General features: G+C 73.1%; 19 protein-coding genes. 11 read left to right on the top strand and 8 right to left on the bottom strand.

Features of this window, described 5'->3' with window-relative positions:
- Positions 1-110: 110 nt before the first annotated feature.
- The 4 genes from ACFZBU_RS46350 to ACFZBU_RS46335 all read right to left on the bottom strand — a co-directional run bounded on the left by ACFZBU_RS46350 (position 111) and on the right by ACFZBU_RS46335 (position 5,268).
- Positions 111-1,082, bottom strand: coding sequence for an aldo/keto reductase (locus ACFZBU_RS46350; RefSeq protein WP_391589874.1), 972 nt, complete (start codon positions 1,080-1,082; stop codon positions 111-113).
- A 328-nt stretch (positions 1,083-1,410) separates the two neighbouring features.
- Complete coding sequence (gene speB / locus ACFZBU_RS46345; protein ID WP_391589873.1) at positions 1,411-2,373, bottom strand: agmatinase; 963 nt, start codon at positions 2,371-2,373, stop codon at positions 1,411-1,413.
- Positions 2,370-3,653, bottom strand: coding sequence for a nitrilase-related carbon-nitrogen hydrolase (locus tag ACFZBU_RS46340; RefSeq protein WP_391589872.1), 1,284 nt, complete (start codon positions 3,651-3,653; stop codon positions 2,370-2,372). Before ACFZBU_RS46340 ends, speB begins: the two co-directional genes overlap by 4 nt.
- 1 nt (position 3,654) lies before the next feature.
- Positions 3,655-5,268 (bottom strand): purine-cytosine permease family protein, encoded by a 1,614-nt coding sequence (locus ACFZBU_RS46335; RefSeq protein WP_391589871.1) that lies wholly within the window; start codon positions 5,266-5,268, stop codon positions 3,655-3,657.
- A 353-nt stretch (positions 5,269-5,621) separates the two neighbouring features.
- On the opposite strand from ACFZBU_RS46335, the gene ACFZBU_RS46330 reads away from it, so the two are divergent.
- Positions 5,622-7,211, top strand: coding sequence for a PucR family transcriptional regulator (locus ACFZBU_RS46330; RefSeq protein ID WP_391589870.1), 1,590 nt, complete (start codon positions 5,622-5,624; stop codon positions 7,209-7,211).
- Positions 7,212-7,242: 31 nt separating this feature from the next.
- Here ACFZBU_RS46330 and ACFZBU_RS46325 read toward each other — a convergent pair whose 3' ends face one another.
- Positions 7,243-7,737, bottom strand: a complete 495-nt coding sequence (locus tag ACFZBU_RS46325; RefSeq protein ID WP_391589869.1) for a DoxX family protein — start codon at positions 7,735-7,737, stop codon at positions 7,243-7,245.
- A gap of 1,195 nt (positions 7,738-8,932) precedes the next feature.
- On the opposite strand from ACFZBU_RS46325, the gene ACFZBU_RS46320 reads away from it, so the two are divergent.
- The 4 genes from ACFZBU_RS46320 to ACFZBU_RS46305 all read left to right on the top strand — a co-directional run bounded on the left by ACFZBU_RS46320 (position 8,933) and on the right by ACFZBU_RS46305 (position 14,400).
- Positions 8,933-11,581, top strand: coding sequence for a nitrate- and nitrite sensing domain-containing protein (locus ACFZBU_RS46320; protein WP_391589868.1), 2,649 nt, complete (start codon positions 8,933-8,935; stop codon positions 11,579-11,581).
- Positions 11,578-12,090: a hypothetical protein gene (locus tag ACFZBU_RS46315; protein WP_391589867.1), complete on the top strand. Its 513-nt coding sequence runs from the start codon at positions 11,578-11,580 to the stop codon at positions 12,088-12,090. The genes ACFZBU_RS46320 and ACFZBU_RS46315 overlap by 4 nt, the downstream gene beginning before the upstream one ends.
- A gap of 242 nt (positions 12,091-12,332) precedes the next feature.
- Complete coding sequence (locus tag ACFZBU_RS46310; protein WP_391589866.1) at positions 12,333-13,565, top strand: ABC transporter substrate-binding protein; 1,233 nt, start codon at positions 12,333-12,335, stop codon at positions 13,563-13,565.
- Positions 13,566-13,608: 43 nt separating this feature from the next.
- The gene (locus ACFZBU_RS46305) at positions 13,609-14,400 is read left to right on the top strand and encodes a class I SAM-dependent methyltransferase (protein WP_391589865.1); all 792 of its coding nucleotides are present in this window, start codon (positions 13,609-13,611) and stop codon (positions 14,398-14,400) included.
- 75 nt (positions 14,401-14,475) lie between these two features.
- On the opposite strand, the gene ACFZBU_RS46300 is transcribed toward ACFZBU_RS46305, so the two are convergent.
- Together ACFZBU_RS46300 and ACFZBU_RS46295 are read right to left on the bottom strand one after the other, a co-directional pair.
- Positions 14,476-15,426 (bottom strand): D-2-hydroxyacid dehydrogenase family protein, encoded by a 951-nt coding sequence (locus tag ACFZBU_RS46300; protein WP_391589864.1) that lies wholly within the window; start codon positions 15,424-15,426, stop codon positions 14,476-14,478.
- A gap of 76 nt (positions 15,427-15,502) precedes the next feature.
- Positions 15,503-15,790: a hypothetical protein gene (locus ACFZBU_RS46295; RefSeq protein WP_391589863.1), complete on the bottom strand. Its 288-nt coding sequence runs from the start codon at positions 15,788-15,790 to the stop codon at positions 15,503-15,505.
- 403 nt (positions 15,791-16,193) lie between these two features.
- Here ACFZBU_RS46295 and ACFZBU_RS46290 point away from each other — a divergent pair, with 403 nt between their 5' ends.
- On the top strand, positions 16,194-16,400 hold the full coding sequence (locus tag ACFZBU_RS46290) for a hypothetical protein (RefSeq protein WP_391589862.1): 207 nt from the start codon (positions 16,194-16,196) through the stop codon (positions 16,398-16,400).
- Positions 16,401-16,484: 84 nt separating this feature from the next.
- On the opposite strand, the gene ACFZBU_RS46285 is transcribed toward ACFZBU_RS46290, so the two are convergent.
- The gene (locus tag ACFZBU_RS46285) at positions 16,485-17,303 is read right to left on the bottom strand and encodes a siderophore-interacting protein (protein WP_391589861.1); all 819 of its coding nucleotides are present in this window, start codon (positions 17,301-17,303) and stop codon (positions 16,485-16,487) included.
- Between the two features lie 390 nt (positions 17,304-17,693).
- Between ACFZBU_RS46285 and ACFZBU_RS46280 the strand changes: the two genes are divergently transcribed.
- The 5 genes from ACFZBU_RS46280 (at position 17,694) to ACFZBU_RS46260 (ending at position 24,374) form a co-directional block, all read left to right on the top strand.
- Positions 17,694-18,902 (top strand): acetyl-CoA carboxylase biotin carboxylase subunit family protein, encoded by a 1,209-nt coding sequence (locus tag ACFZBU_RS46280; protein ID WP_391589860.1) that lies wholly within the window; start codon positions 17,694-17,696, stop codon positions 18,900-18,902.
- The gene (locus ACFZBU_RS46275) at positions 18,899-20,611 is read left to right on the top strand and encodes an IucA/IucC family protein (RefSeq protein WP_391589859.1); all 1,713 of its coding nucleotides are present in this window, start codon (positions 18,899-18,901) and stop codon (positions 20,609-20,611) included. The genes ACFZBU_RS46280 and ACFZBU_RS46275 overlap by 4 nt, the downstream gene beginning before the upstream one ends.
- Positions 20,612-20,689: 78 nt before the next feature.
- Positions 20,690-22,441 (top strand): IucA/IucC family protein, encoded by a 1,752-nt coding sequence (locus ACFZBU_RS46270; protein WP_391589858.1) that lies wholly within the window; start codon positions 20,690-20,692, stop codon positions 22,439-22,441.
- The gene (locus ACFZBU_RS46265) at positions 22,438-23,634 is read left to right on the top strand and encodes a type III PLP-dependent enzyme (protein WP_391589857.1); all 1,197 of its coding nucleotides are present in this window, start codon (positions 22,438-22,440) and stop codon (positions 23,632-23,634) included. Before ACFZBU_RS46270 ends, ACFZBU_RS46265 begins: the two co-directional genes overlap by 4 nt.
- A gap of 107 nt (positions 23,635-23,741) precedes the next feature.
- Positions 23,742-24,374, top strand: a complete 633-nt coding sequence (locus ACFZBU_RS46260) for an AAA family ATPase (RefSeq protein ID WP_391589856.1) — start codon at positions 23,742-23,744, stop codon at positions 24,372-24,374.
- The last annotated feature ends 315 nt before the right edge of the window (positions 24,375-24,689 follow it).

The following is a 24,689-nucleotide window of genomic DNA, read 5'->3' as shown; positions in this document are numbered from 1 at the left end:
CGGACGCGAGCAGCGCACGCACCCGCGAGCGGTGGACGCGGAGGAGCCGCACACGTCCCAGAGCGGCGGGGCCGCGGGGGTTGTGCCTGCCCGCGGCGCCGTCGCTTCGGTCAGGCGAAGCCTGCGACCGGGCGGGGGGTGTAGGGACGTTCGAGTTGGTCGATCTCGGCTTCGGTCAGGGTCAGTGACAGCGCCGCCACCGCGTCCTCGATGTGGGTCGGCTTGCCGGCACCGATGATCGGCGCGGTCACGCCGGGGCGCGTCGCGAGCCAGGCGAGGGCCACCTGGGCGCGCGATACGCCGCGTTCCTCGGCGATCGTGGCGACCGCCTCGACGATCGGCCGGTCCGCCTCGCCGTACAGGGTCTTTCCGAACTCGTCGGTCTCGCTGCGCGCGCTGTCCGCGCCCCAGTCGCGGGTGAGCCGGCCTCGGGCCAGCGGGCTCCACGGGATGACACCCACCCCTTGGTCGACGCACAGCGGCAACATCTCCCGCTCCTCCTCGCGATAGAGCAGGTTGAGGTGATTCTGCATCGAGACGAATTTCGTCCAGCCGTGTCGCTCGGCGGTGTACTGGGCCTTGGCGAACTGCCATGCGTACATCGACGAAGCCCCGATGTAGCGGGCCTTGCCCGCCTTGACCACGTCGTGCAGCGCTTCGAGTGTCTCCTCGATCGGGGTCGCGGTGTCCCAGCGGTGGATCTGGTACAGGTCCACGTAGTCGGTGCCGAGCCGGCGCAGCGAATTGTCGATCTCGGTCATCACGGCCTTGCGGGACAGGCCGGCCGCGTTGGGTCCGGGCCGCATCCGGCCGTTGAGCTTGGTGGCGATCACGATCTCGTCGCGTCGGGCGAATTCGCCCAGCGCGCGGCCGACGATCTCCTCGCTGGTGCCGTCCGAGTAGACGTTCGCCGTGTCGAAGAAGTTGATCCCGGCCTCGACGGCCTGCCGGATCAGCGGCCGGGCCGCCTCCTCGGGCAACGTCCAGGGGTGCGTGCCGCGCTCCGGCACGCCGTAGCTCATGCAGCCGAGACTGATCCGCGAGACGTCCAACCCCGTGTTGCCGAGCTTTACGTACTTCATCCCGTGCCGTCCCTTTCCCGCACCTTTGCAAGCCTCGAACCTTCGTGCCGCCCCGCCGGGCACCGGCAGTTCGCCGTACACCGGCCGCGCGAATCGCGCGAATCACGCGGGCCGTGCGAACCATGCGACGGCGCGACCGCCCGACCACTCAGCCGCCCGGCAGCCCGGCAGCCCGGCAGCCCGCGCAACGGCGCCCGCCCGCCGCGCCCGCCGCTCCGCGCAGCGACGATCACGAAGATATCCCGCACGGCGACCGCCCCCGTGAGCGGTCGCCGCGCTTGGGCCGTCCGCGCATCTCGCGCAGGGGCCGGCCCGAGGGTGCGTCCGGTCAGGCCGGCAGGCCGTCGCGGCGGTTGCGGGCGAGGACGGACAACAATTCGTAACCCACGTGCGCGGCGGCGATGCCGGTCAGTTCGGCGTGGTCGTAGGCGGGCGCGACCTCGACGATGTCCGCGCCGACGACGTCCAGGCCGACCAGTCCGCGTAGCGTGTTGAGCAGTTCGCGGCTGGTCAGGCCACCCGCCTCCGGAGTGCCGGTGCCGGGTGCGTGGGCCGGGTCGAGCACGTCGATGTCGACCGAGACGTACACCGGTCCGGTGCCCAGCCGGCGGCGCATGCGTTCCACGACGGAGGCCACGGTGGCGTCCTGGTAGTCGTCGCTGTGCACGACCTGGAAGCCCAACACGCCGTCCTCGCGTAGGTCGTCGGGGCCGTACAGGGGTCCGCGGATGCCCACGTGCAGGCAGCGGGTCGGGTCGAGCAGACCCTCCTCCGACGCCCGGCGGAACGGCGTGCCGTGGGTGTACGGCTCGCCGAAGTAGGTGTCCCACGTGTCCAGGTGCGCGTCGAAGTGCACCACCGCGACCGGGCCGTGCTCGGCGGCCACCGCGCGCAGCAACGGCAGCGCGATGGTGTGGTCGCCGCCGATGGTCAACAGCCGGGTGCCGCGCGCCGAGAACGCGCGCGCGGCCTGCTCCAGGTCCGCGATGGCGGCGCCGATGTCGAACGGGTTGACCGCGATGTCGCCCGCGTCGGCGACCTGCTGCTCGGCGAACGGCGAGACGTCCAGGGCCGGGTTGTAGGGCCGCAGCAGCTTGGAGGAGGCGCGTACGTGCGCGGGGCCGAATCGAGCGCCGGGTCGGTAGCTGACGCCGCTGTCGAACGGGACTCCGACCACCGCGACGTCCACGTGCTCGACCTCGTCGGCGCGCGGCAGGCGCGCGAACGTCGCGGGTCCCGCGAAGCGCGGTACGCGCGTGGCGTCGATGGGGCCCTGAGGAGCGCCGGTCATCGCTCGGTCCTTTCGGTGGTGCGGTCGTTCGAAACTGTGGCGGTGCGCTCATCCGAGGCAGAGGCGGTGCGGTCGTCCGAGGCAGCGACGGCACGGTCGTGCGGCGCAACGGTGACGGCACGGTCGTGCGGCGCAGCGGCGGCAAGGTCATTCGAGCCCGCGGCGTCGTTCGAGCCCCCGGCGTCGTTCGAACCCTCGGCCGTACGCGCGTCCGCGTCCACGGCGCCGTCCGAGACGACGCCGGCGCGGCCATCCGAGGCGGCGACAGCAGCCCGATCGCCCGAAGCCACGCCCATGCAACCGTCCGAAGGCAGGCCCGCGCGATCGCCCGAAGCCACGCCCATGCGACCGTCCGAAGGCAGGCCCGCGCGATCGCCCGAAGCCACGCCCATGCGATCGCCCGAAGGCACGCCCGCGCGATCGCCCGAAGCCGCACCCCGGTCGGCCGTGGGAGTCAGGATCGACCCGTACAGCTCGGGTCTGCGGTCGGCGAACACATCGTTGTGTGCGCCGATTCGCTTGTCCCGGGCGTCGGTGAGCCGGCAGCGGGCGAGCAGCAGGTGTTCGGCGTCCTCGGCGGGCGGGCCGGCGAGCGGGAAGCCGTCCGGGTCGACGATGATCGAGCCGCCGACCCACGAGGTGCCGCGTTCGGGGCCGGCCCGGTCGCACGCGGCGATGAAGACCCGGTTCACCGCGGCGTCGGCCTGCACCCGGATGTCCTCCGCGGGCCGCTCGCCGGCGGGCCTGGGGGCGTACGGCCAGTTCACCGGCGCGCACAGCAGATCCGCGTCGCGCAGCGTCGCGGTGCGCACCCATTCGGGGAACTCCACGTCGTAGCAGACCAGCACCGCGATCCGACCCTTGGCGGTCTCCACCACGGGCGGCAACTCGCGGCCCGGGACGAACAGTTCCGCCTCCCGGCCCCACAGATGCACCTTGCGGTAGCAGGCGCGTACCCCGCTCGGGTCGACCAGCACCGCCGAGTTGCGGATCGCCCCGTCGGCGTCCCGCTCGGCGAAGCCGCCGACCACGATCAGGTCGTGCCGCCGGGCCGCCTCGACCCAACCGGTCACGGTCGGCCCGTCCACCGGCTCGGCGAGCGCCGCCGCCTCGGCTGCGTCGCGCAACACGTAGCCGCTGTTGACCAGTTCGGGCAGCACCAGCACGTCCGCACCGGCCGCCGCGGCGCGTTCGATCGCGGCCAGCGCGGCTCGGCGATTGCCCGCCACGTCGCCCACGGACAGCGCGAGTTGCGCGCAGGCGACCAGGGTCTCCGTCACGTCACACCCCCAACGGCGCGTCCGCGCCTTCGAGTTCGGCCTCACTCGCGCGCTCCGCGGCGCGTTCGGCAGTCAGGTCCAGGTCACGGCACAGCCACGCGTACAGCGCGCCGCCGACCAGCAGGCCGACCACGAAGGACACGTCCGCGCCGTCGAGCGCGTCGGCCACCGGGCCGGTGAAGAAGCTCGTCTTGAAGAACGGGATCATCGCCGCGAAGCCGACCGTGTAGGCGGTCAGACCGCGCCAGGACCAGCGGCCGTAGATGCCGCGCGGGTCGAAGATCGCGGTCACCGCGTAGTGGCCGCGACGAACCAGGTAGAAGTCGACCAAATTGACCGCGGTCCACGGAATGAGGAAGTACAGCATCATGAGCACGAAGTCGTTGAAGCTGCCCAGGTAGTCGTCCGGGAGCACGATCGCGACCACGAAGACGATCGCCTCGATCGCCACGATCCCGGCCACCCGGACCCGCACCGTCGGCCGCACCGGGCGGAAGGCGTCGATCGCGCTGGTCGTGGTGAGCATCGCGCCGTACGCGTTCACCGCCATGATGCTGATCAGCGCGAGAGAGGAGACCAGCACGGCGAACGTGCCGAAGCCGGGCACGATGTCGTTGCCCACCCGACGAACCGCGCCGATCGCGTCCGGGTCCGGCAGCGCCGATGCGAGCAGTGCGCCCAGCGACATGAGCCAGGCGGCGGAGCCGGCGGCGCCCGCGTACGTCCACCAGATCACCTTGCGGGCGGGTACGTCGGCGGGCAGGTAGCGGGAGTAGTCGGAGACGTAGACGGCGTAGCTGATCTGGTAGCCGGCCGCGCCGGAGAAGACCACCAGGAACGCGGTCCAGGACATGCCGCCGCCGCCCGCGGGCGTGGCCACGTCGAGGTTGACCATGGCGCCGATGCTGAGCACGCCGAAAACGGCGATCAGCGCGTACGTCAGCCAGCGCTGGACCAGGTGCAGCAGGTCGTGGCCGACCACCGCGAGCACGATGGCGATCGAGATCAGCACCGCATACCACAGCGTCGAGCCGCCGGGCAGCACGGTCTGGAGGCCCTCGGTGGCCAGCACCACGTTGAAGACGTTGAAGCCGACGTAGACGAACACGACGGAGACGAACGGGACGATCGCACCGCGGATGCCGAACTGGGCGCGGGACTGGATCATCTGCGGCAGGCCCATCCGCGGGCCCTGGTTGGCATGGAAGGCCATGAGGAACGTGCCGAAGCACGCGCCGAGCACCACGGCCAGCACCGACCAGCCCAGGCCCAGGCCGAGGGCGGGGCCGATGAAGCCGGTGACCATCGTGGTGAGCACGAAGTTGCCGGTGAACCAGAAGGGCCCCTGGTGCCACACCTTGCCGTGCCGCTCCCGAGCCGGGACGTAGTCGATCGACCGGGTCTCGATGGCCACGCCGCCCGCGCGCCCGGCGGCGTCGGCACGCCCGGCGTCGGCACGGCCGGCGGCATCGGCGCGGCCGGCGGCATCGGCGCGGCCGGCGGCATCGGGTCGCAGACCGGCGGTGACCGGGCCGGGCGCTGCGGCGCCGACGGTGGAGCGGGCGGCGGAGCCGCCGGTGGCGGGGGCGGCGCGCGGTGGCCTGGTGGCGTCCATGGGCTCTCCTGCGGTCCGGTGTCCCACGCGGCCGGCCCGGTGTCCTGCGCGGCGCGGTCGACGCGCCGGGGACGACGGTCGGTGGGACGACGCGTGGTCGGTAGGACGACGCGTGGTCTGTGGTGTGACGCTTGAAGGTACGCCCGGTTAACAACCGTAAACGATCGATATCATGTCGAATCTGATCCGGATGGGTGGACACTATGTCCATGCCCCCGTCGCCCACGCCACCGACGTCGTCAACACCCGCTTCGCCCACACCCGCTTCGCCCACACCCGCTTCGCCCACACCCGCTTCGCCCACACCCCCGCCGACCACTCCCCCCGCCACCGCGTCCCCCGCTCGATCCACGATGCCCGATTTCTCCGGCGTGTTGCGGATCGCCGACCTGGTCGCCCTGCCCGACCTGCACCTGGCGGTCGTCTCCGGGGCCGAGCTTCTGGATCGGCGGGTCGAGGCCGCACACGTGTCCGAGCTGCTCACCCCGGGCCACTGGCTCCAGGGTGGCGAGCTGCTGATGACGATCGGCCTGCTGCTGCCGATGACCGATGCGGATTGCGCCGCGTACGTGCGCGACGTCGCGGGCGCGGGCGCATGTGCCCTGGTGCTGGGCCTGGGCCGGGAGCTGCCGCACCAGCGGGCGCCGCGACCGCTGATCCGGGCCGCCCGGGCGGCCGGCCTGCCCCTGCTCACCGTTCCCGACGAGGTGCCCTTCATCGCGGTCACCAAGGCCGTGTTCGAGGCCAGGGCCGCCCGGCAGCGGTTGGCCCTGGAGCACGCGTTCGAGGCGCAGCGCCGGTTGACCAGCGCCGCCGCCTCCGGCAACGGGGTGCTGGCCACGCTGCGCGCCTGGCGGGCGGCGACCGGGGTGGATGCGATCGTCGCGGACCCGGTGGGCCGGTTGGTCGCGGACAGTCTGGCCGGGCCGCCCGAGGCGCCGGGAGCCGACGGCTCGGCGGACGCGGTGGCGCTGTTGGCGGCGAGCGCCGACCTGATCCGCCGGGTGGCCGCGCGGGGTCTGCACGGCAGCGGGAGCAGCAGCGACGCGGAGGGGGTGCGGCTGGAGGTGCAGCCCCTGGGTGCCCGACGGCTGCGCGGGCTGCTGGTACTGGCCGGTCCGGTCGAGTCGGCCGCCCGGCTGCTGGTGTCCGGGCTGGTGTCGCTGTTGTCCCTGGAGTTGGAGCGCCGGCACCTGGCCGACGAGCCGGGCCGCCGGCGGCGGGCCGCGCTGCTCGGCCGGTTGCTCGCCCCGTCCACCACCGCCGAGCAGGCGCGTGACGTGCTGGCCGCCGCGGGACTGGCGGCGGACGAGGTGCGGGGGGTGGTGGTGGGCCCGGCCGCCGATCCGGCGCGGGTGGACCCGGCGGGCGCGGACACCGCGCAGGCCGACCTCGCCGAGCTCGCCGCCGACCTGGCCTTGGCCCTGCCCGGCGGTCTGGTCCGGGTGGCGGGCGGTGCGGTGGAGGCGGTGTCGGGTGCGGAGCTGGACGTACGGGCCATGCTGGGCCGGTTCGCGCCCGGTCGGCCGGCGGGCATCGGTCCGGCGACCGGCCCGGAGGCGGCCGGGTCCTCGATCCGCCAGGCACGCGGCCTGCTCGCGGTGAGCCGGGCCGCCGGGCAACCGGTGGAGGCCCGGCACGGTGCCGCGAGCAGACTGTTGCTGGGCCTGGCCGACGCCCGCACGCTCGCCGGCTACGCGGACGCGGTGCTGGGACCGATCGACGCGGCCGATCCGGGCGGCGAGTTGGCCGCGACGCTGGCCACGTGGTTGGAGACCGGCGGCTCCTGGGACGAGACGAGTCGCCGCCTGGACGTGCATCGGCATACCGTGCGCAATCGCGTGGACAAGGCGATGCGCCTGACCGGCCGGCGCCCGGAGGACGGCGACGATCGCTTCGATCTGTGGCTGGCGGCCCGCATCCGCCGCGACAGTCCGAGCTGATCGTGCGCCGTCCTCGGGCGCCGTCCCATCGCTAACCGACGACCCTGCGCACCCTGTGCGAGGCCGGCCCGGACTCGGACGACGGGGTCGACGGCGTCGGTGCGGCCGAGGTGTCGGCGCCGCCACGCACCAACAGCCGCTCCAGCGCGAAGCTGCCCGAGCCGAACACCACGATCAGCAGCAGCGACCAGCAGAACATCACGGATGCCTCACCGCCGTTCTGGATCGGCCACAGGTCGAGCTTCTGGTGCTCGGTGAAGTAGGCGTAGGCCATCGAACCGGACGACACGAACGCGGCTGCCCGGGTGCCCAGGCCGAGCAACACCAGGCCGCCACCCACGAGTTGAATGACGGCCGCGTACCAGCCGGGCCAGGTGCCGGCGGAGAGGGTGCCCCGTCCGCTGTCCGGGAAGCCGAACAACGAGGCGGTGCCGTGGCAGGTGAAGAGCAGCCCGACGACGATACGGAACAGGCCCAGTACATGGGGCTTGGCGGATTCGATGACGGCGTGCGGAACGGGTGACATCGGACGGCTCCTGGGGGGACGGAGTGCGGGAGATTGGTCCAGACCAGTTTCGACAGCCCTTCCGCGAACGGACAATGGCGCGCTCCGCAACCGGCACAAAGTGGCAAGCGGCCCGAGTGGACACCATCGGGCGAACCGAGCACCCTTCGCCGACCGACCGACGACGAGTGGCGACCAAGCGCCGACTGACCGACGACCGACTGACGGCCGAGTACCGATCGGGCACCGACCGAGTGCCGCGCGCGGTGGCGACCGAGTGCGGCCGCGGTGCCGGCCGCGATGCCGATCGGGCGCCGACCGTGCGCCGATCAAGTGCCGATCAAGTGCCGATCGTGGTGCCGGAACTCGAAGTGAGAGTTGCAACAGGGTCGCAACGACAGCCAAGTTTCGTTTGACGTTCGGTGGATTCGCAGGGACAGTGTGTGTGCGCACCGATGCGAACAGTTGCCCTACCCGCGATCGGGCGTTTCCTGGTCGACCCCGCACCCCCTTGCGAGGAGTGATCCGTTCATGGGCGTTTTTGCGTCGAAGGCTCGCGGCCGAACGATCCCGGAACGGTCGGCGCGCTGTCCGAGGACGCCGTTTCGGGACGCGAACGCCGTTGGCTCGGGCGGAAGTTCACCCCGAATGAGCCGGTTCCCGCACACGGGCTAGCCGATTCGCTCCGCCCCCGGTCGGCCATGACGCCCGGACGGACGGCCGCCGGTCGAGACCCCGAACCGGTTCGCATCGGCAACCGGCGCAAGGCGATCGGACCGTCTCCCAAACGGAAGCGGAAGTGCCGCTACCGGCCGCACCGATCGCCTTCGGACCGCCCGACCCGGGCGCGGCCGGCATCGACCCGGGCCGAGGCCGGCACGGAGACCGACCTCCGACCACGCGCCCGATCGACCGCGTCCGCCCCACGTAGTGGACCGCCCCTCGGGTCCACCGCCGTCGCATCTCCCCTCCCACCGACCATCGTTCAGGGATCCCAGCCCGTGTTGCGATTACTTCGCCGTCACCCTCACGTCGCCGACGCGGCCCGATCCGGTCGCCGCGGGCGACACCTCCCCGCGCGCGCCGGCCGGCCCGCGCGAACCGCTGCGAGCACCCGCCCGCACCCCCCGGTGGGCACCCGCGCGCAACCCGCCTCCGGACAGCGCCTGTTCGCCTGCGCCCGAACCCGCCGACCCGGTCCCGGGAGCGAACGCGGATGAAGATACGTCCCTTCCGCTCCCGAAGCACCGGCCCCGCGGACATCGGCCCCGGCGCCGGCCCCGACCCGAACCTCGGCCCCGGTCCGACGGGCACCCGCCACACGAGCACCGCCCCCGGCCCCGACGGCGCGGGCCCCACCAACCCCGGCCCCACCAACCCCGGCCCCACCAACCCGGGCCGCACGAACCCCGGCTCCGCGCACCCAGGCCCGACCCACCCCGCCATGGACGCCCCGAGCCCAGGCCCCACAGCCGCAACCTCCGTGCCGCGTCCGCCGTTTCGCATCCGGCTCGCCGCCCGGATCCGCCCCCGGGTGCGCGGCCTGATCACCCTCATGGTCGTGGTGCCCTCCGCAGGCATGGTGTTCTTCGCCGGATCCGCGATCCTGACCTTGGTCGAGCAGGCCCAGGCCGCCGACCACGCACACGATCTGGTCGGCGTCTCGGCCGACGCAGGCGAGGTGGGTCGCCGGCTCCAGGCGGAGAGTGCCGCCGCGGTGACCCTGCTCTCCCGTGGTCCCGGGCCGATCACCAGCGCCGACTACCGCACCGCGATCGACGCGAGCGAGGCCGCCGTACGCCGCTACCAGGACCGCCGCCGCGACCTGGAACCCGTCTCCACCGGCGAACGCGACGCGCTGGCCGCCGTGGACACCGCGCTGCGCGGCCTCCCGGGCCTGCGCACCCAGGTCGACCAGCGGGGCGTGGCCACCTCCGCGGCGGCGGTGCGCTACTGGGCCTGGATCGGCACCACCGTGGACCTGCGCGCCCGGGTCGCGCTGGACCCGGGCGTGTCCACCGGCACCGCCGGCCGACTGCGCGCGATCACCGCACTGGCCCAGGCCCGTGCCGCGCTGGGCCAGGAACAGGTCACCGTACTGCGCTCGTTGGGCGCCGGCCCGCTGGGTGGCCCGGTACTCAAGGCGGCCTCCACCGCCCGCGCCGCACACGATCAGGCCCTGGAGGCCTTCGCGGTGACCGCGCCCACGAGTTGGCGGGACCGGCTCGCCCGGGCGCTGGCCGGTCCCGAGATGATCCGGGTCGCCCAGACCGAGGACGCACTCGGCCGCGCCACGCTCGAAGCCGACGTCTGGCGGGCCGCCCTGGCCGAACGCGCCGACCGGCTGTGGTCGGTGGAGCAGCGGGCGGACGCTGACGTCGCCCGCGAGGTGGCCGACCTGACCGACGACCGGTGGTGGCTGGCCGGCGTCCAGGGTGCGGTGCTCATCGGCGCGGTGCTCGCCGCCGCGGCGGCTGCGGCCTGGCTCGGCCGACTGCTGCACCGCCGGTTGCAGACCCTGGCCGAGCGGGTCACCGTGATGACCCAGAAGACGCTGCCCGCGGTCGAGGCCGACCTGCGCCGCCGCGACGCGCTGGCCCCGCACGAGAGCGGCCGGGCGTACGCGGTCAAGATGCTCGGCACGGAGCCGGACCGCGAGCGTGGTGCGGACGAGATCGCCGACCTGGCGCGGGCGCTGACCCAACTCGCCTACAGCACGGTCGAACACAGCGCATCGCTGGTGCTGGCCCAGCGCGAGTACAACGACGCGCTCGGCGACGTCGCCCGGCGGATCCGGGTGCAGACCAGCCGGGTCAGCAGCGCCCTGGACCGGCTCCAGGCCTCCAACCTGACGGTGGATCAGCTGGGCACCGTGTTCGAGGTGGACCACGGCAACGAGGGCACCAAGCGGCTCGCCGACTCGATCGCGGTACTCAGCGGGCAACCGCCGAACCGGTTGTGGCCGGACACCCCGCTGTACGAGGTGGTCCGCGCCGGCGCCCAGCGGGTGACCAACTACGAGCGACTGCCCGACATCGCGTTCAAGGGCATTCCCACGTCGGTCACGCTCGCGGGCGACACGGTCGGCGCGGTGACCCAGATCATCGGCGAGATCGTCGACAACGCGGCTCGCTTCTCCGGTCGGCACGAGGTGGAGATCACCGCCGAACGCACCGAGGCGGGCGTCCTGGTGCGGGTGCGCGACCAGGGAGTGGGCCATCGCGAACCGGAGTTGCTCAACCGGCGGCTCCGCGCCGACGTGGACGCGCTGCCCTCGCTGCGCCAGACCGGCCTGACCGTGGTCGCCCTCCAGGCTCGTCCGCTGGCCATCGAGGTGGAACTGCAACCGGGCGAGGACGGCGGCACGGTGGCCGAGATCGTGCTGCCGCACACGATCATCGCGTCGGTGGGCCGGCACCGACGCCGGGTGGAGCACGTCGCCCGGCCGCTCGCGGCACAGGCCGGTCCCGCCCGCCCGATCGCCCTGGGATCCGGCCTGAACGGCGCCACCGCGAACGGCATCGGCGCAACCGGCGTCGGCGCAAACGGCGCGGGCACGAACGGCGTCGGCGCAACCGGCCCGGGCGGGAACGGCAACGCCGCCAACGGCAGCGCCCCTTACGCCGGCGGCGGCGATCCGAGCGTCACCGGCCCGATCATCGGCGGCCCGCTGCCCGCCGACTACGCGCCCGAGTTGACCGCGCAGGGCCTCCCCCGCCGCGAACGCCGCACCGCGCAGGCGGCCCACTTCCGTCGTACCGCCCCACCCACCCGTGACATCGCGCAGGCCAGCGCCGCCGCCGCCTCGTTCGGGCGCGGCGCCCGCGACCTGCCCTTCACCCGGACCCCCAAGGAATCCCCATGACCGAGCCCGCCGTCGACCAGAGCGTGCTCGACGACTTCATGCGCCAGTTCGTGCACGACCACGCCCCCGACGTCCTGCACGCGGTCGCCGCCAGCGGCGACTCGCTGCTGGTCGCCCAGGCCGCGCTGCCCGGTCGGATCCGCACCGACGAGGCCGCGCAGGCGGCGTGGATCGCGAACGCCGAGAAGATCGCCTCCAGTGCGCCCGGAGCTCTGCTGATGCAGGACTACAGCGCCGACCTGATGGGCCTGGGTCCGGTCAGCGTGCTGATGTCGCAGGCCGAGCACGGCCTGCTGCTCACCATGGGCAACACCAGCCCGGGCCCGGACGGACAGGTACACCCCTCGGCGCTGATCGTGGCGACCACGTGGAATGCCGACGTCGGCAACCTGATCCGGGCGATGCACGCGCTGATGGAGCGCGTGGGCCCCTCCCTGACCCCGCTGGCGCGCGGTCGCGGTCTCCAGCCGCAGCCCGCCCGCATGCCGGCTCCCAGCCGGGTCTTCTGACCCCGTACACCCGGCTGTCCTCCCGGACGACCCGGCAACCCGACCCGGTCGTCCGGAGTATTCGCGCGCCCGGCCCACCGGCCGCCCCGGCGCATCCGCCCCGCCCGGCTTCCGCGCGCCCCGAGACCACGTTCCCGAGATCCCGTTCCCGAGAGCGCGCTCCGCGTCGTCGCGCGACCCAGCCGGCAGTCCCATCCGGAGTTCGTACCCGAATCGCCGAACCTGCCGAGAGAGAGACGGACATGCGCAGCAGCACCCGTAGACGGATCCGCAGCACCCGCACCCCCCTGGCCATCGCCACCGGCTTACTCCTGGTGTTGTCGGCGTGCTCGGGCAGTGCGGCCGGCGACGACAAGGGCAAGGGATCCGACGCCGTCGCCAAGATCGGCCTGCTCACCCCCTCGACCGGCCCGTACGCCGCGGTGGGTGAGGACACCCGCGCCGGCCTGGAGCTGTACCGCGACACACACGGCGGCAAGCTCGGCGGGCTCAAGGCGGACATCGTGGTGCGCGACGAGGGCGCGGGTCCGCCGACCGCGGTCCCCGCTGCGACCGAACTGGTCAAGCAGCAGAACGTGTTGGCCATCACCGGCATCGTCAGCGGCGGCAGCGTGGCCGGTGTGCTGCCGATGGCGGCCGCCAACAACACGGCGCTGATGGGCGTGGCCGGTCGGCCCGAGTTCCCCGATCCCAAACTCACCGCGCACGTCTGGTCGTTCAACACCCAGTCCTACGAGGCCGGGGCCGCCGCCGGCCCCTGGGTCAAGGAACACGTCAACGGCCCGGTCTATGCGATCGGCCCGGACTACCAGGGCGGCTGGGACCAACTCAGGGGCTTCACCGAGTCGTTCACCAAGGCCGGCGGCACGCTGGCCAACCCGGAGGGGAAGACCACCTTCACCCCGTTCCCGGGCACCCAGAACTTCCTGCCCTACCTGAACAAGATCGCGCAGAGCGGCGCCAAGGCCGTCTACGCGTTCTACGCGGGTACCGCGGCGGTCGACTTCGTCAAGCAGTACAAGAACTCCGAGGCCGCCAAGCTCCCGCTGTACGGCAGCGGGCCGCTCACCGAGGGCCGCCAACTCGACGCACAGGCCGACGCCGCGGCGGGCATCACCACGTTCGCCACCTACGGTGCGGATCTGGACAACCCGGCGAACCGGGCCTTCGTGGCCGCCTGGCAGCAGCGCCACCCGGACCGCAGCCCGACCATCTACGCGGTCGCCGCGTGGGACATCGCCCGCTCGCTGGACACCGCCATCGCCGCGGTCCGCGCCGAGAAGAAGACGCTCACACCCGAGGCGGTGAACGCCGCGCTGGGCAACGTCGGCCAGATCGACAGTCCACGCGGAGTCATGCAGCTGAACCCGGCCACCCACTCGCCGGTACAGCAGTGGTACCGCTTCGAGGTGCGCAACGACGGGCCCAAGCGGGCCAACGTGGCCGTCGAGCAACTCGCCGTCCTCGGCGGCTGATTCGTCCGCCCCGAACATATCGTCCAGACCCGAGGAGTTGCTCTTGTACGCGTTCGCCGAAGCCGACGACATCACCTTCCAGTTGGAGACCCTGCAGGACCTGCTCGACCCCAGCACCCGCATGGTGCTGGACTCGCTCGACGACCCCACCGGCCAGGAATGGCTGGAGATCGGCCACGGCCTGGGCAGCATCGCCCGCGAGTTGTCCCGCCGGATCGGCCCGACCGGCGTCGTGCACGCCACCGATCTCGACGCGCGCGCGATCCCGGCGCCCGCCGACGGCGCGCCGATCCGCACCTTCCCGCTGGACCTGCGCACCGACGAACTGCCGCGCCGCCCCTACCGGGGCATCCACGGGCGACTGGTCCTGCTGCACATACCCGAGCGCCGGGACATCCTGCCGCGCCTGGTCGACGTGCTGGAGCCCGGCGGCGTCCTGGTGATCGAGGACTGGTACTGCCCCGAGCCGCCGCGCGTGCTGGCCTGCGCCGACCCCGCGGACGAGAAGGTGTTCACCGAGGTCGTGGCGGGCGTGCTCGCCGTCCTGCGCAGCCGCGGCGCGGACCTGGAGTGGGCGGCGGCGACCAAGGACGCCTTCGTCGAGGCGGGCCTGACCGACGTGCGGGTCACCCGCACCGACGCGGACTGCGCCGGTCCCGGCCTCGCACACCGCCTCTACGCGTGCAACGCCCGCCAGCTCCGCGGGCAACTGATCGAGCTGGGCATGGACGAGGACCTCCTGGACCGCTTCCAGGAGGTCGCCGCCCAACCGGGTCTGGTCACCAACGGCTGGCGGCTGATCTCCACTATCGGAGCCAAGCGCGACACACGCTGACGCGACGTCGGTCCTCGGCCGCCCCGCCTGCGGGGCGACCGAGGACCGGGCCCGGCCGACGCCGCCCTCGGCGGGCTACAGTTCGCGGATCGGCTCGCCGGCGAGGAACGCGATGATGTCCTCGACCGCGTCGGTGTAGGCGAGGGTGTAGTTGCCCTGGGTCGCGTAGCCGATGTGCGGCGTGAGGATGGTGTTCGGGGCGGTCAGGATCGGGTCGTCGGCGGGGATCGGCTCCACCGGGTGCACGTCCAGCGCGGCGCCGGCGATCCGGCCCTCGCGCAATGCGGCGAGCAGTGCGACCCGGTCCACGATCGGGGCGCGCGAAGTGTTGATCAGGTACGCGGTGGGGCGCATCAGGGCCAGCTCGCGCGCGCCGACCAGGGACCTGGTCCGCTCGCTGTAGCGCACGTGCACGGAGACGAAGTCGGCCTCGCGGAACAGCTCTTCCTTGTCCACCGCCGTCACGCCGCCGACCGCCGCGGCCTGGCCGGCGGTGAGGTTTTGGCTCCAGGCCAGCACCCGCATCCCGAACGCGGCGCCGATCGTGGCCACCCGCGCGCCCAGCTTGCCGAGACCGATCAGGCCCAGGGTGGATCCGGCGAGGTCCAGGCCGACCCCGGCCTGCCAGCCGCCGGCCCGCAGGCTCGCCTCCTCCGCGCCGGTCCGCCGGGCCAGTTCGAGAATCAGCGCCCAGGTCAGTTCCGCGGCCGGATGCGGCAGCAGACGCGTGCCGCACACGGTGACACCTCGGGAACGCGCCGCCTCGACGTCGATCGCTGCGTTGTGCGTTCCGGTGGTGATCAGCAGCCGGAGCCCGGGCAGTCGGGCGAGCAGTTCCGCGGGGAAGGGGGTGCGTTCGCGCATCGCGATCACCGCGTCGAACGGCTCCAGTCGCTCGACCAGTGCGTCGGTGTCGCTCACGTGGTCGGGGAAGAACGCGATCTCGGTGTCGTCCGGCAGCTTCCGCCAGCAGTCGAGTGCGGCGCCGGGCCCTTGGTAGTCGTCGATGACCGCGACCCGAAACACGTGTGACCTCCGCATCCGGCGATCGCCGGAGTGCGGATCACCCGGTCGGACCGTCCGGTCGACCCTACCCGGCAGGTCAGCCGAGGGCGCTCAGGCCCTTCTGCAGGTCGTCCAGGTTCATCACGGGCTTGACGGTCAGCTTGGCGCCCAGTTCGAAGAACGGCTCGGCGATGCTCGGCAGTTGCGACGAGTCCTGCATGTCGAACACGAGCATGCACGTACGGTCGCCTTCGAAGGCGGTGAAGTAGGCCGCCTCCGGGTGCAGACGCTCGACGACGCCCTGGATGATCTTGGCCAACGACCCGTCCGCGACCGCCTTGTTGCCGATCTCGGTGTCCATCCGTGCCTGGAGGAACATGCGCATCGATCTCACCTGATCCCGGTACGGACCGTGCTCGGCGCTCACCCGGAGCGCTCGTGGGGACCCGGTCGCGTACCCTTCCACCCTCCTCCCGGGCACCGGCCCGCGCAAACCCGGTCGCAACCCTTTCAGGGCCCGCAGGAAACGCCCGGCGAGCCGTGCACCGACCCCGTGCGCCGGCTGTGCGCCGGCCCGCCCGGACACCCCGCACCGCGTACCCCGACCCGCGCCGACGCCCGGCGAATCCGCGCACCGGTCCGCGCGAAGCCGCTCGAAGCGGGATCCGCGTACCGGCGTCGCAGTCGGGTATGCGAAAGGTATGAGTGCGCGACATCGCGCTCCGACCAAGCGCCCTCCCGGTAGCGAGGCGGCCCACCCCCGCAGTGACCTCCCCGCCCGTCGGGCCATGTCCCGGATCGCACTGCCGTTCTTCGTGATCGGCTGCGCACTGTGCGCGCTGGCGGCCACCGCGGATGTCACCCAGGCGGTACGCACCCTGTGGATCGTCGCGGCGATCGTCTGCGCGGTGACCGCGGTGATCGCCTGGATCGACCTGATGGTCATCGCCCGCCGGATGCGCGCCGAGCGCACCGGGCCCACGCGGGGTCGGTGAGCGGCCGGCGATGGGCAGGACGCGCACCTCGGCGATCGACGGCCGGCGGTCCGGCGTGGTGCCGGTCGGCGGGCGACGTCCCGATCAGCGGGCGATCGGCAGCGGGCGCGCGGATGCGACCGGGCGAGCCGGTTCGGTGTGTGCGGTCTCCTCGGTGTGGCCGACCCGCCAGTAGCCCATGAAGGCGATCGAGCGGTGGTCCATGCCGCGCTCGTCCTTGAGGTGGCGGCGCAGCGCCCGCACCCGACCGGCCTCGCCGGCCAGCCAGGCGTAGCCGTGGTCGACCGGCAGGTGGGCCTCCCGAACCGCGTCCAGGAGCCGGTTCTCCGCGTGGGGCGCGTCGTCGCGATGGATCCAGTCGACGCGCACCCCGGGCGGCGCCGCCAGGTGTTGGCGGTCCGCCTCCGAGGCCACCTCGACGAAGACGTGCCCGCGTGCGTCGGAGGGCAGCGACTCGACGATGGACCCGATCGCGGGCAGCGCCGCGTGGTCGCCGGCGAGCAGCAGCCGACGGCCGGCGGGCGGCTCGAAACTGTAGCCGCCGTTGCGCTCGGCGGTCGGCCCGAGCAGTTCGATGGCGTCGCCGGGGCGGGCCGAGCGAGCCCAGCGGCAGGCGGGTCCGCCCGGCTTGTGCAGCGCGAAGTCGATGTCGATCTCGACCGGGTCCGACCGGTGCGCCCGCACGGTGTAGGTGCGCTGGTACGGCCGGTCGGCCTCGGGGATCCGAATCCACGCCTCGCGCCAGGTCAGGTCGTCCCGGGTGATCCGGCACGCGGGTCGGCCCTCGCGCGGGACGAAGAGCTTGACCCGTTGGTCGGGACCGCCCGGGACGAAGTCCGCCAACCGCGGGCCGGTGAGGGTGATCCGGGTGGCGTTGCGGGTGATCGGCGTATTGCGGACCACGGTGAGCTGGAAGGGCCGGTAGAGCTGCGCGCGGCGTTCACGTTCGGTGGAGATTGGAACTCGCCCTCTCGGACACGGTCGACCACGGACGACCCGAGACGATGTCGGGGTTAGGTTAGCCTAACCGCATGCCTGCGGTGCGCATCGGGCGACACGCCTGGCGTACACCTCGTCGACCCACCCGTGGTGCCGGTCGGACGACCCGCCCGCCATGGCCGTCGGCGACGTGTCGGGAGGGACCGAACAGCCCTGGGGCCGACCGGATTTGGCCGGCAAGTATGCCTACCCTAAGTTGTTGCGGGTCCGGGCCGTGGATCCGGATCGACGCTCCGGGTCGATGGTCCGGTTCGCCGTGCCCGGGTCGACGTGTCCGAGAGGGACCGATCACGCATGCGGCTGTACCTGCTCGCGCTCAACCCCACCGACTCGGTGACCGAGGGGTTCCTCCCCGCCGCCGGCCGCCTCGGGCTCGACGTCACCCTGCTCGCCGACCCCGCCCACGCGGGAGCCCACCGCGAACTGTGCGCCCCACTCCCCCGGGTCGAGGTGCTGGACTGCGACGTGCGCGACTTCCGCTCCGTGATCGACCTGATCGGCGCCGCGCACCGCCCGGACGCGGTGTTCACCAACAGCGACCACCTCCAGGTCCAAGCAGCCCTCGCGGCGACCTACTTCGGCCTCCCCGCCAAGGACTGGACCGCCGCCCTGCGGGCGAAGAACAAGGCGCAGATGCGCCGCCGGCTCGCCGACACCGGCATGGAGACGGTGTGGGCCGCCGAACTGGCGCCCGAACAACCGGCGACGGACCTGCTCGCGCTCGCGCCGCCGTATCCGTGCGTGCTCAAACCGCGCGAGGGCGTGGCGGGCGAGGACGTGGTGCTGGTCGCGAACGACGCGGAACTGCTGGCGTGTTGCGCCGGGATCAGGTCCCGCCGACCGGCGGCGGCCTTGCTGGTGGAGGAGTTCCTGCCGGGCGAGTTGTACACCCTGGAGACCCTCGGCGACCGGCACGGCGTCCGGGTCCTGGGCGGCTTCCACACCCGGTTGTCGCCGCCGCCGTACTTCATCGAGACGCGCATGGACCTGGTGCCCGAACCGCCGCCCGCGATCACCGCCGGGGTGCTGAGCCGGCTCGACGCGCTGGGGGTGGGCTTCGGCGCGTGCCACACGGAATTCGTGGTCCAGGACGGGCGGGCCCGGATCATCGAGGTGAACTACCGTGCCATCGGCGACCGATGCGACCTGCTGCTCCGGGACGTACTCGGCCTCCCGCTCTTCGAGCACATCCTGCGCGTGCACCTGGGCATCGACCTGCCCGCGGACCTGGGCGCCCGCACGGGCCGGCACGCCCGGGTGGACTACCCGTGCGCCGACCGCGCCGGCGTGCTCACCGCGGCCCCGGGGCGCGAGGACACGCTCCCGGGCGGTGGCGTACGGATCGACTACCACCCGCTGCGCGCGATCGGCGAACGGCACGAACTGCACCGGTCCAACCGGGACTACCTCGGGGTGCTGCGCACCTTCGGCGACGATCGGGACGCCGTGCACCGCGCGGCCGAGGGATTCCTGACCGACCGGCAGTGGAGCATCACACCGTGACCCGGCATGCCGGCGACGCGTCCGTGCCCCGGGCCCGCGACAGCCCCGCTCCCGTGGCGGCACACCCGTTCGAGGGCGAACTGCTGTGCCGGGTCCTGGACACCGTGCTGCGCGAGGACGTTCTGAGCCTGCGGAGCACGGCCGTGCCGCTGTCCCGCCCGGACGGCATGTGGCTGCGGCTGAGCCTGCGCGCCGGCCCGGACGCGTGGCTGCTGCCGGTGCGCGCCGACGGTTTCCAATGCGAGTACGCGGCCCGGGCGCCGTTGCTGGTGGGCGAGCGCACCGGCACCCGAGTGACCGACACCGATCATCTGCTCGCGCTGCTGCGCGAGGCGGCCGACCCGCGGGACCGGTCCGGCTTCGACGACTTCGCCGAGGAGTGCCGGCAGGCGGCCCGGGCGGGCAGGCTGCTCGCGCGTACCGGCTCGGCCGTACACACGCGGCTCGCCGAGCGCCACGGCCCCGACCCGAGCACGTGGACCGGCCCCGACGCCGGCCCGGCCCTGGACACGCTGGCCGCGCACGTCGATCATCCGCTCTACCCGACCGCCCGCGCCCGCTCCGGTCTGGCCGCGGCGGCGCTGCGCCGATACGCGCCCGAGCACCACCCGAGCTTCCGGCTGCGCTGGGCGCTGCTGCCGCTCGACGAGACGACGCGTACCGGGACGCTGCCCGCCTGGTGGCCGACCGCCGCCGAGCTCGGCCGCCCCGACCTGGACGCCGACCATCTCGCCCTGCCCGTACACCCGTTGACGTTCGACCGGCTCCCGGCACCGGCGGTGCGGACCGCCCTGGAGTACCCGGACGTGCGTCCGACGTTGTCGATGCGTACCGTCGCGGTGACGCACGATCCCACCGTGCATCTCAAGCTCCCGCTGCCCATCGCCACCCTCGGCCTGCGCAACCGGCGCACGATCAAGCCCGGTTCGCTCGTCGACGGCGCCGCCGGGCAGCGGCTCCTGGCCGAGGTGCTGCACCGGGAACCACGCTTCCGGGACCGGGTGTTGCTCGCCGACGAACAGAGCCACCTGCACGCGGGGCACGAGTTGCTGGCCGTGCTGGTGCGCCGCCACCCGCCCCACCTGGGCGACGCCCTCGTGCTGCCGCTCGCCGCGCTGCTCGCGAGGGGACCGGACGGAGTCCTGGTGCTGGACCGGGTCGCGGATCGCTTCCACGGCGGCGACCGGTTCGCACTGCTCGACGCGTATCTCACCCTGCTGCTGGACTGGCAGACCACCTTGTACCGGTACGGCATCGCGCTCGAGTCACACCCGCAGAACGTCTCCCTGGTGTTGGCCGAGGGCCGCCCGGTCCGCCTGTTGTTCAAGGACAACGACGGCCCGCGGGTGTTTCCGGCCGGCTGTCCGCTACCGCACGACGGGTTCGACGACGCACGCACGTACACCACGCACGAGGGCCCGCTCGCCGACGTGTTCGTCACGATCACCGTGCATCTGTGCGCCGGCGCCATCGCCTTCGCGCTGCCCGCGCCGGAACGCGACCGGCTGCTGCGGCTGGTGTACGACCGGCTCGATGCGCTGGCGGAGCCGACGTTGCGCCGCCGGGTGTTGGTCGAAGAGCGCTTGCCGGTCAAGGCGATGATCACCGCCGGCACCCTGCTCAGCAAGCAGCGCTCGGGCGCGGCGGACATCAACAAGCACTACACGAGTGGGCCGAACTATCTGCGCCGGGCGGCGAGTCGGAGATAGCAAACGCCGCCCCACCCACCTCGAACCGGCGCATCCCCCGCACGTCCCGACACCGCCCTCGAACCGCTGGAGTCGCCCATGCCGTTCCCGTCGGCCCAACCCCGCACGACCTCCGCCCCTGCCCCGCCCGCGCCGCCCGCGCTGCCCTCGGCCGACGACGCCGTCGCGCACACCCTGCTCAACTGCCTGCACCGCGAGGTGTGCGGCCCGGAGGCAGGCAGCTTCGTGGAGCCCGGCGACGCCGGCCATCTTCGGCTGCACCTGGCCCGTTCGGGGACGTGGCTGCGGGTCCGGCTGCGGCGCACCTCGCTGCTGGGCGACCACCGGTTCATCGGGCCGGCGGCCGAACTGCGCGGGTCCGCCTGGTGCGTGCTGACCTGGTCGGAGCTGGCCGAGCGCATCCACACCGAACTGGGTCTGCGCACCGGCGTCGGCAACGACGAGTTCCTCGGCCAACTGGCCTCCAGCCATGCCGGCGTGGCGGCGGGCCTGGCCCGCGAGGCCGCCCGGCCCGCCTCGCGCTACCTGGAATCGGAACAGGCCCTGCTGTTCGGGCACCGCTTCCATCCCACCCCCAAGGCTCGCGGCGCCGACCCGGCGACGTGGGCGGCCTACGCGCCCGAGGCCCGGGCCGCGTTCCGCCTGCGGCATCTGGCGGTCCGCACCGAGCTGATCGCGCAGGAGCGGATATCCGCCGCCGACACCGCCGTGCTGGACCGACTCGGCTCGGTCCCGGCCGGATACACGCTGCTGCCCGCACACCCGTGGCAGTTCGAACTCCTCGCCGAACACCCTTCCCTGCGCGCTGCGTTGGCCGGCGGCGACGTGCTCGACCTGGGTCCGGGCGGCGACCCGTTCACCCCGACGGCGTCGGTGCGCACGCTCGCCGGCGCGGGGGTGTTCCTCAAGTTCGGGCTGAATGTGCGGATCACCAACTGTGTGCGCAGGAACGCCGCCTACGAGTTGTCCGGGGCGGTCGCGCTGACCCGCGCGCTGGCCCCGATCCTGGCCCGATCGGCGGCCCGATACCCGGACTTCGCGATGCTCGGCGAGCCCGCGTACCGCAGTGTGTCGGCGGCGGTGGCGCCCGACCTGCTCGAAGGGTTCGGGGTGATCGTCCGGGACGGCCTGGACGCCCGGTTGCGGCCGGGGCTGACGGCGCTGTTGGCCGGCGCCGTGGCCGCCGAGTATCCCACCGGGTCCGCCCACGTCTCCCGGTTGCCGCCCGGCTCCGGACCGCACGCGGCGCTGCGCTGGTGGGACGACTACCTGCGGCTGTTGGTGCCGCCGGTGCTGGCCGCCTACTTCGCGCACGGCGTGGTGCTGGAACCGCACCTGCAGAATGTGCTGCTCGCGGTCGACGAAGCCGGCCGACCCCGGCAGGTGCTGATCCGCGACATGGAGGGCACCAAACTGCTGCCCGGACCGCACGCCGCCACCCTGGCCGCGCTGCCGCCCTCGGTCGCCGAACCCATGACGTACACCGCCCGGCGCGGCTGGGATCGGGTGGCCTACTGCCTGCTGGTGAACAACATCGCCGAGATGCTCGCCGCGCTGACCGATCTGCATCCGCAGCTGGAGGCCCGGCTGTGGGCACGGGTGCGCACGGTGCTGGCGAACTGCTCGGCCGAGCACGGCGAACCGGCACCACTGCGGGCGCTGCTCGCAGGCGGTCCGCTGCCTGCCAAGGGCAACCTGCTCGCCCGCTGGGAGCGGCGAGCCGACCGCGAGGCGCGGTATCTGCGCATCCCCTCACCCCTGGCCGCCTCGATTCCCGGCGGGGTCCGCCCCGACGGGGTCCGCCGCACACCCGCCCGGAGCGCCCGATGATCACCCCTGCCGTACGGACCCGGGTGGCGAACCTTGATGCCGCCGAACTCCCCGCCTACATCCACGACCTCGGCTCGCTGCGAGCGCACGTGGCGGCGGTGCGCGCCGCGTTGCCGGCCCGGGTCGAGCTGTACTACGCGGCCAAGGCCAATCCCGCGCCGGAGATCCTGGCCGCGGTGGCCGCCGACGTGAGCGGCTACGAGGTCTCCTCCGGCGGCGAACTCGCCCACGTGCTGGCCCATCTGCCCACCGTGCCGCTCGCCTTCGGCGGCCCGGGCAAGACGGTGGACGAACTGATCGCCGCGCTGCGTGCGGGGGTCGGGCGCTTCCATGTGGAGAGCCGCCACGAGCTGCACCAACTGATCGCACTGGCCGAGCGGTTCCGGCCCGAGCGCGACGTCGACGTGCTGCTGCGGGTCAACCTGCCGCTCGGGCCGGAGGTGCTGCACGGCGCGGCGTTGACGATGGGCGGCGATTCCGGCCCGTTCGGCATGGATCCGCCCGAGGTCGAGGCCTGTCTGCGGCTGCTCGCCGGGCCGGAGGCAGGTCGGGCACGGATCCGCGGCATCCACGCGCACCTGGCCAGCGGCCTGGACGCGGACACCCAGCTCGCGGTCGCCGAACGCATCCTCCTGTGGACGCGGGAGACTGCGCTGCGACACCGGATCGCACTGCCCGAGGTGAACATCGGCGGCGGGATGGCGGTCGACTACGCGGATCCGGCCGCCCACTTCGACTGGCCCCGCTTCGGCGCCGGTCTGGGCCGTCTCCTGGCCGGCCGGCCGGACCTCACCGTGCGAATCGAGCCCGGCCGGGCTCTGACCGCGTACTGCGGCTGGTACGCCACCGAGGTGCTCGACCTCAAGCACAGCCACGGCCGAACGTTCGCCGTGCTGCGCGGCGGGACCCACCACCTGCGCACCCCGGCGGCCAAGGGCCACGACCAGCCGTGCGTGGTCGTGCCCATCACGAGCCCGTGGCCCTACCCGTGGCCGCGACCGGAGATCCACGACACCGAGGTCACCCTGACCGGTCAACTGTGCACCCCCAAGGACGTGTTCGCCCGCCGACGACCGGTTGCCCGGCTCCGCGTCGGCGACCGGGTGGTCTTCGCGCTGGCGGGTGCCTACGCGTGGAACATCTCCCACCACGACTTCCTGATGCACCCGCACCCGACCTTCCACTACCTGTGATCGCGGCGATCCCGAAACGGGCGGCGGCCGGCCCTGCCGGAGCGGTTGCTCGCGAGGGCGATCACGGCCCGGCTCCGGAACCGTCGTCGCACTCGTAGGGTCGATGCATGCTTTTGTGGATCAACGGACCCTTCGGGGTCGGCAAGACCCAGACCGCACACGAATTGTCCCGGCGGTTGCCCGGCAGCGTGATCTGCGATCCGGAACAGGTCGGCTTCGGCATGCACCGGATGATGCCGCCGGCGCTGCGGGGCGACTTCCAGGATCTGCCCGCCTGGCGGCAGGGCGTGTTCGAGGTGCTGGACCGGGTGCTGACCGGGCAGGACGGCCCGGTGCTCGCGCCGATGACGGTGATCGAGCCGGGCAACTTCCGGGAGACCGTCGGACGCCTGCGTGAACGCGGCCACGACGTGCGGCACTTCACGCTGCTCGCCGAGCGCGAGACGATCCTGCGGCGACTGCGCGAGCGCGGCCTCGGGCACGCGGTGCGGGTGGTGGCCGGCAGGGCGGCGCCGCTGCGTGGGGAGACCTTCGCGGTGTCCAGGCTGGACCTGTGCCTGGAGCGGCTGGCGACCCCGGAGTTCGCCGAGCACATCCACACCGACCGCATCGACGTCGCCGGGGTCGCCGATCGCATCGCCGACTCGGCCGGCCTGGCCCTGGCCCCGAACACCGACGGTCCGCTGCGCGGTCGGCTGCGCCGGGCCTGGACCGGCGTTCGGCACATTCGGTTCTTCTGATCCGCGCGGGGGATCCCGCCGGAGCGAAGGCCCGCCGGACGCGGGTCAGTCCTGCGCAGGCGACAGGAGGCCACGAACACAAACGGCAACCCACACACGGAGCGCGGGGCACGCAATGGACGCGCGGAACGTGGGGCGCGGGTGGGCGGGCACGGGTCGCGGCGGCAGGGGCGCGGCGGTGCGGGATGACGGGGCGCGGGTGCCGGGTGAGGCGAGGCGCGGCAGAGCAAGGGCGAGGGTGCGGGGTGAGGGGTGTGAGTGGTCGGGACGCGAGCGGTCGGACGGGCGGTGTGGGGGGCGGTGTCGGGATGGGGG

Origin of the sequence: Embleya sp. NPDC008237 (assembly GCF_042956465.1) — a bacterium.
In the GTDB taxonomy this organism is placed as follows: domain Bacteria; phylum Actinomycetota; class Actinomycetes; order Streptomycetales; family Streptomycetaceae; genus Embleya.
The sequence above is the reverse complement of the archived record's forward strand: the minus strand, read 5'-3'. Positions and strand labels throughout refer to the sequence as shown.

What these genes read in the sequence shown, in the direction of transcription:
- ACFZBU_RS46350 (WP_391589874.1), bottom strand. Translation starts at nt 1,082, where the DNA reads ATGAAGTACGTAAAGCTCGGCAACACGGGGTTGGACGTCTCGCGGATC.
- speB (WP_391589873.1), bottom strand. Translation starts at nt 2,373, where the DNA reads ATGACCGGCGCTCCTCAGGGCCCCATCGACGCCACGCGCGTACCGCGC.
- ACFZBU_RS46335 (WP_391589871.1), bottom strand. Translation starts at nt 5,268, where the DNA reads ATGGACGCCACCAGGCCACCGCGCGCCGCCCCCGCCACCGGCGGCTCC.
- ACFZBU_RS46330 (WP_391589870.1), top strand. Translation starts at nt 5,622, where the DNA reads ATGCCCGATTTCTCCGGCGTGTTGCGGATCGCCGACCTGGTCGCCCTG.
- ACFZBU_RS46325 (WP_391589869.1), bottom strand. Translation starts at nt 7,737, where the DNA reads ATGTCACCCGTTCCGCACGCCGTCATCGAATCCGCCAAGCCCCATGTA.
- ACFZBU_RS46320 (WP_391589868.1), top strand. Translation starts at nt 8,933, where the DNA reads ATGAAGATACGTCCCTTCCGCTCCCGAAGCACCGGCCCCGCGGACATC.
- ACFZBU_RS46315 (WP_391589867.1), top strand. Translation starts at nt 11,578, where the DNA reads ATGACCGAGCCCGCCGTCGACCAGAGCGTGCTCGACGACTTCATGCGC.
- ACFZBU_RS46310 (WP_391589866.1), top strand. Translation starts at nt 12,333, where the DNA reads ATGCGCAGCAGCACCCGTAGACGGATCCGCAGCACCCGCACCCCCCTG.
- ACFZBU_RS46295 (WP_391589863.1), bottom strand. Translation starts at nt 15,790, where the DNA reads ATGCGCATGTTCCTCCAGGCACGGATGGACACCGAGATCGGCAACAAG.
- ACFZBU_RS46290 (WP_391589862.1), top strand. Translation starts at nt 16,194, where the DNA reads ATGTCCCGGATCGCACTGCCGTTCTTCGTGATCGGCTGCGCACTGTGC.
- ACFZBU_RS46280 (WP_391589860.1), top strand. Translation starts at nt 17,694, where the DNA reads ATGCGGCTGTACCTGCTCGCGCTCAACCCCACCGACTCGGTGACCGAG.
- ACFZBU_RS46270 (WP_391589858.1), top strand. Translation starts at nt 20,690, where the DNA reads ATGCCGTTCCCGTCGGCCCAACCCCGCACGACCTCCGCCCCTGCCCCG.
- ACFZBU_RS46265 (WP_391589857.1), top strand. Translation starts at nt 22,438, where the DNA reads ATGATCACCCCTGCCGTACGGACCCGGGTGGCGAACCTTGATGCCGCC.
- ACFZBU_RS46260 (WP_391589856.1), top strand. Translation starts at nt 23,742, where the DNA reads ATGCTTTTGTGGATCAACGGACCCTTCGGGGTCGGCAAGACCCAGACC.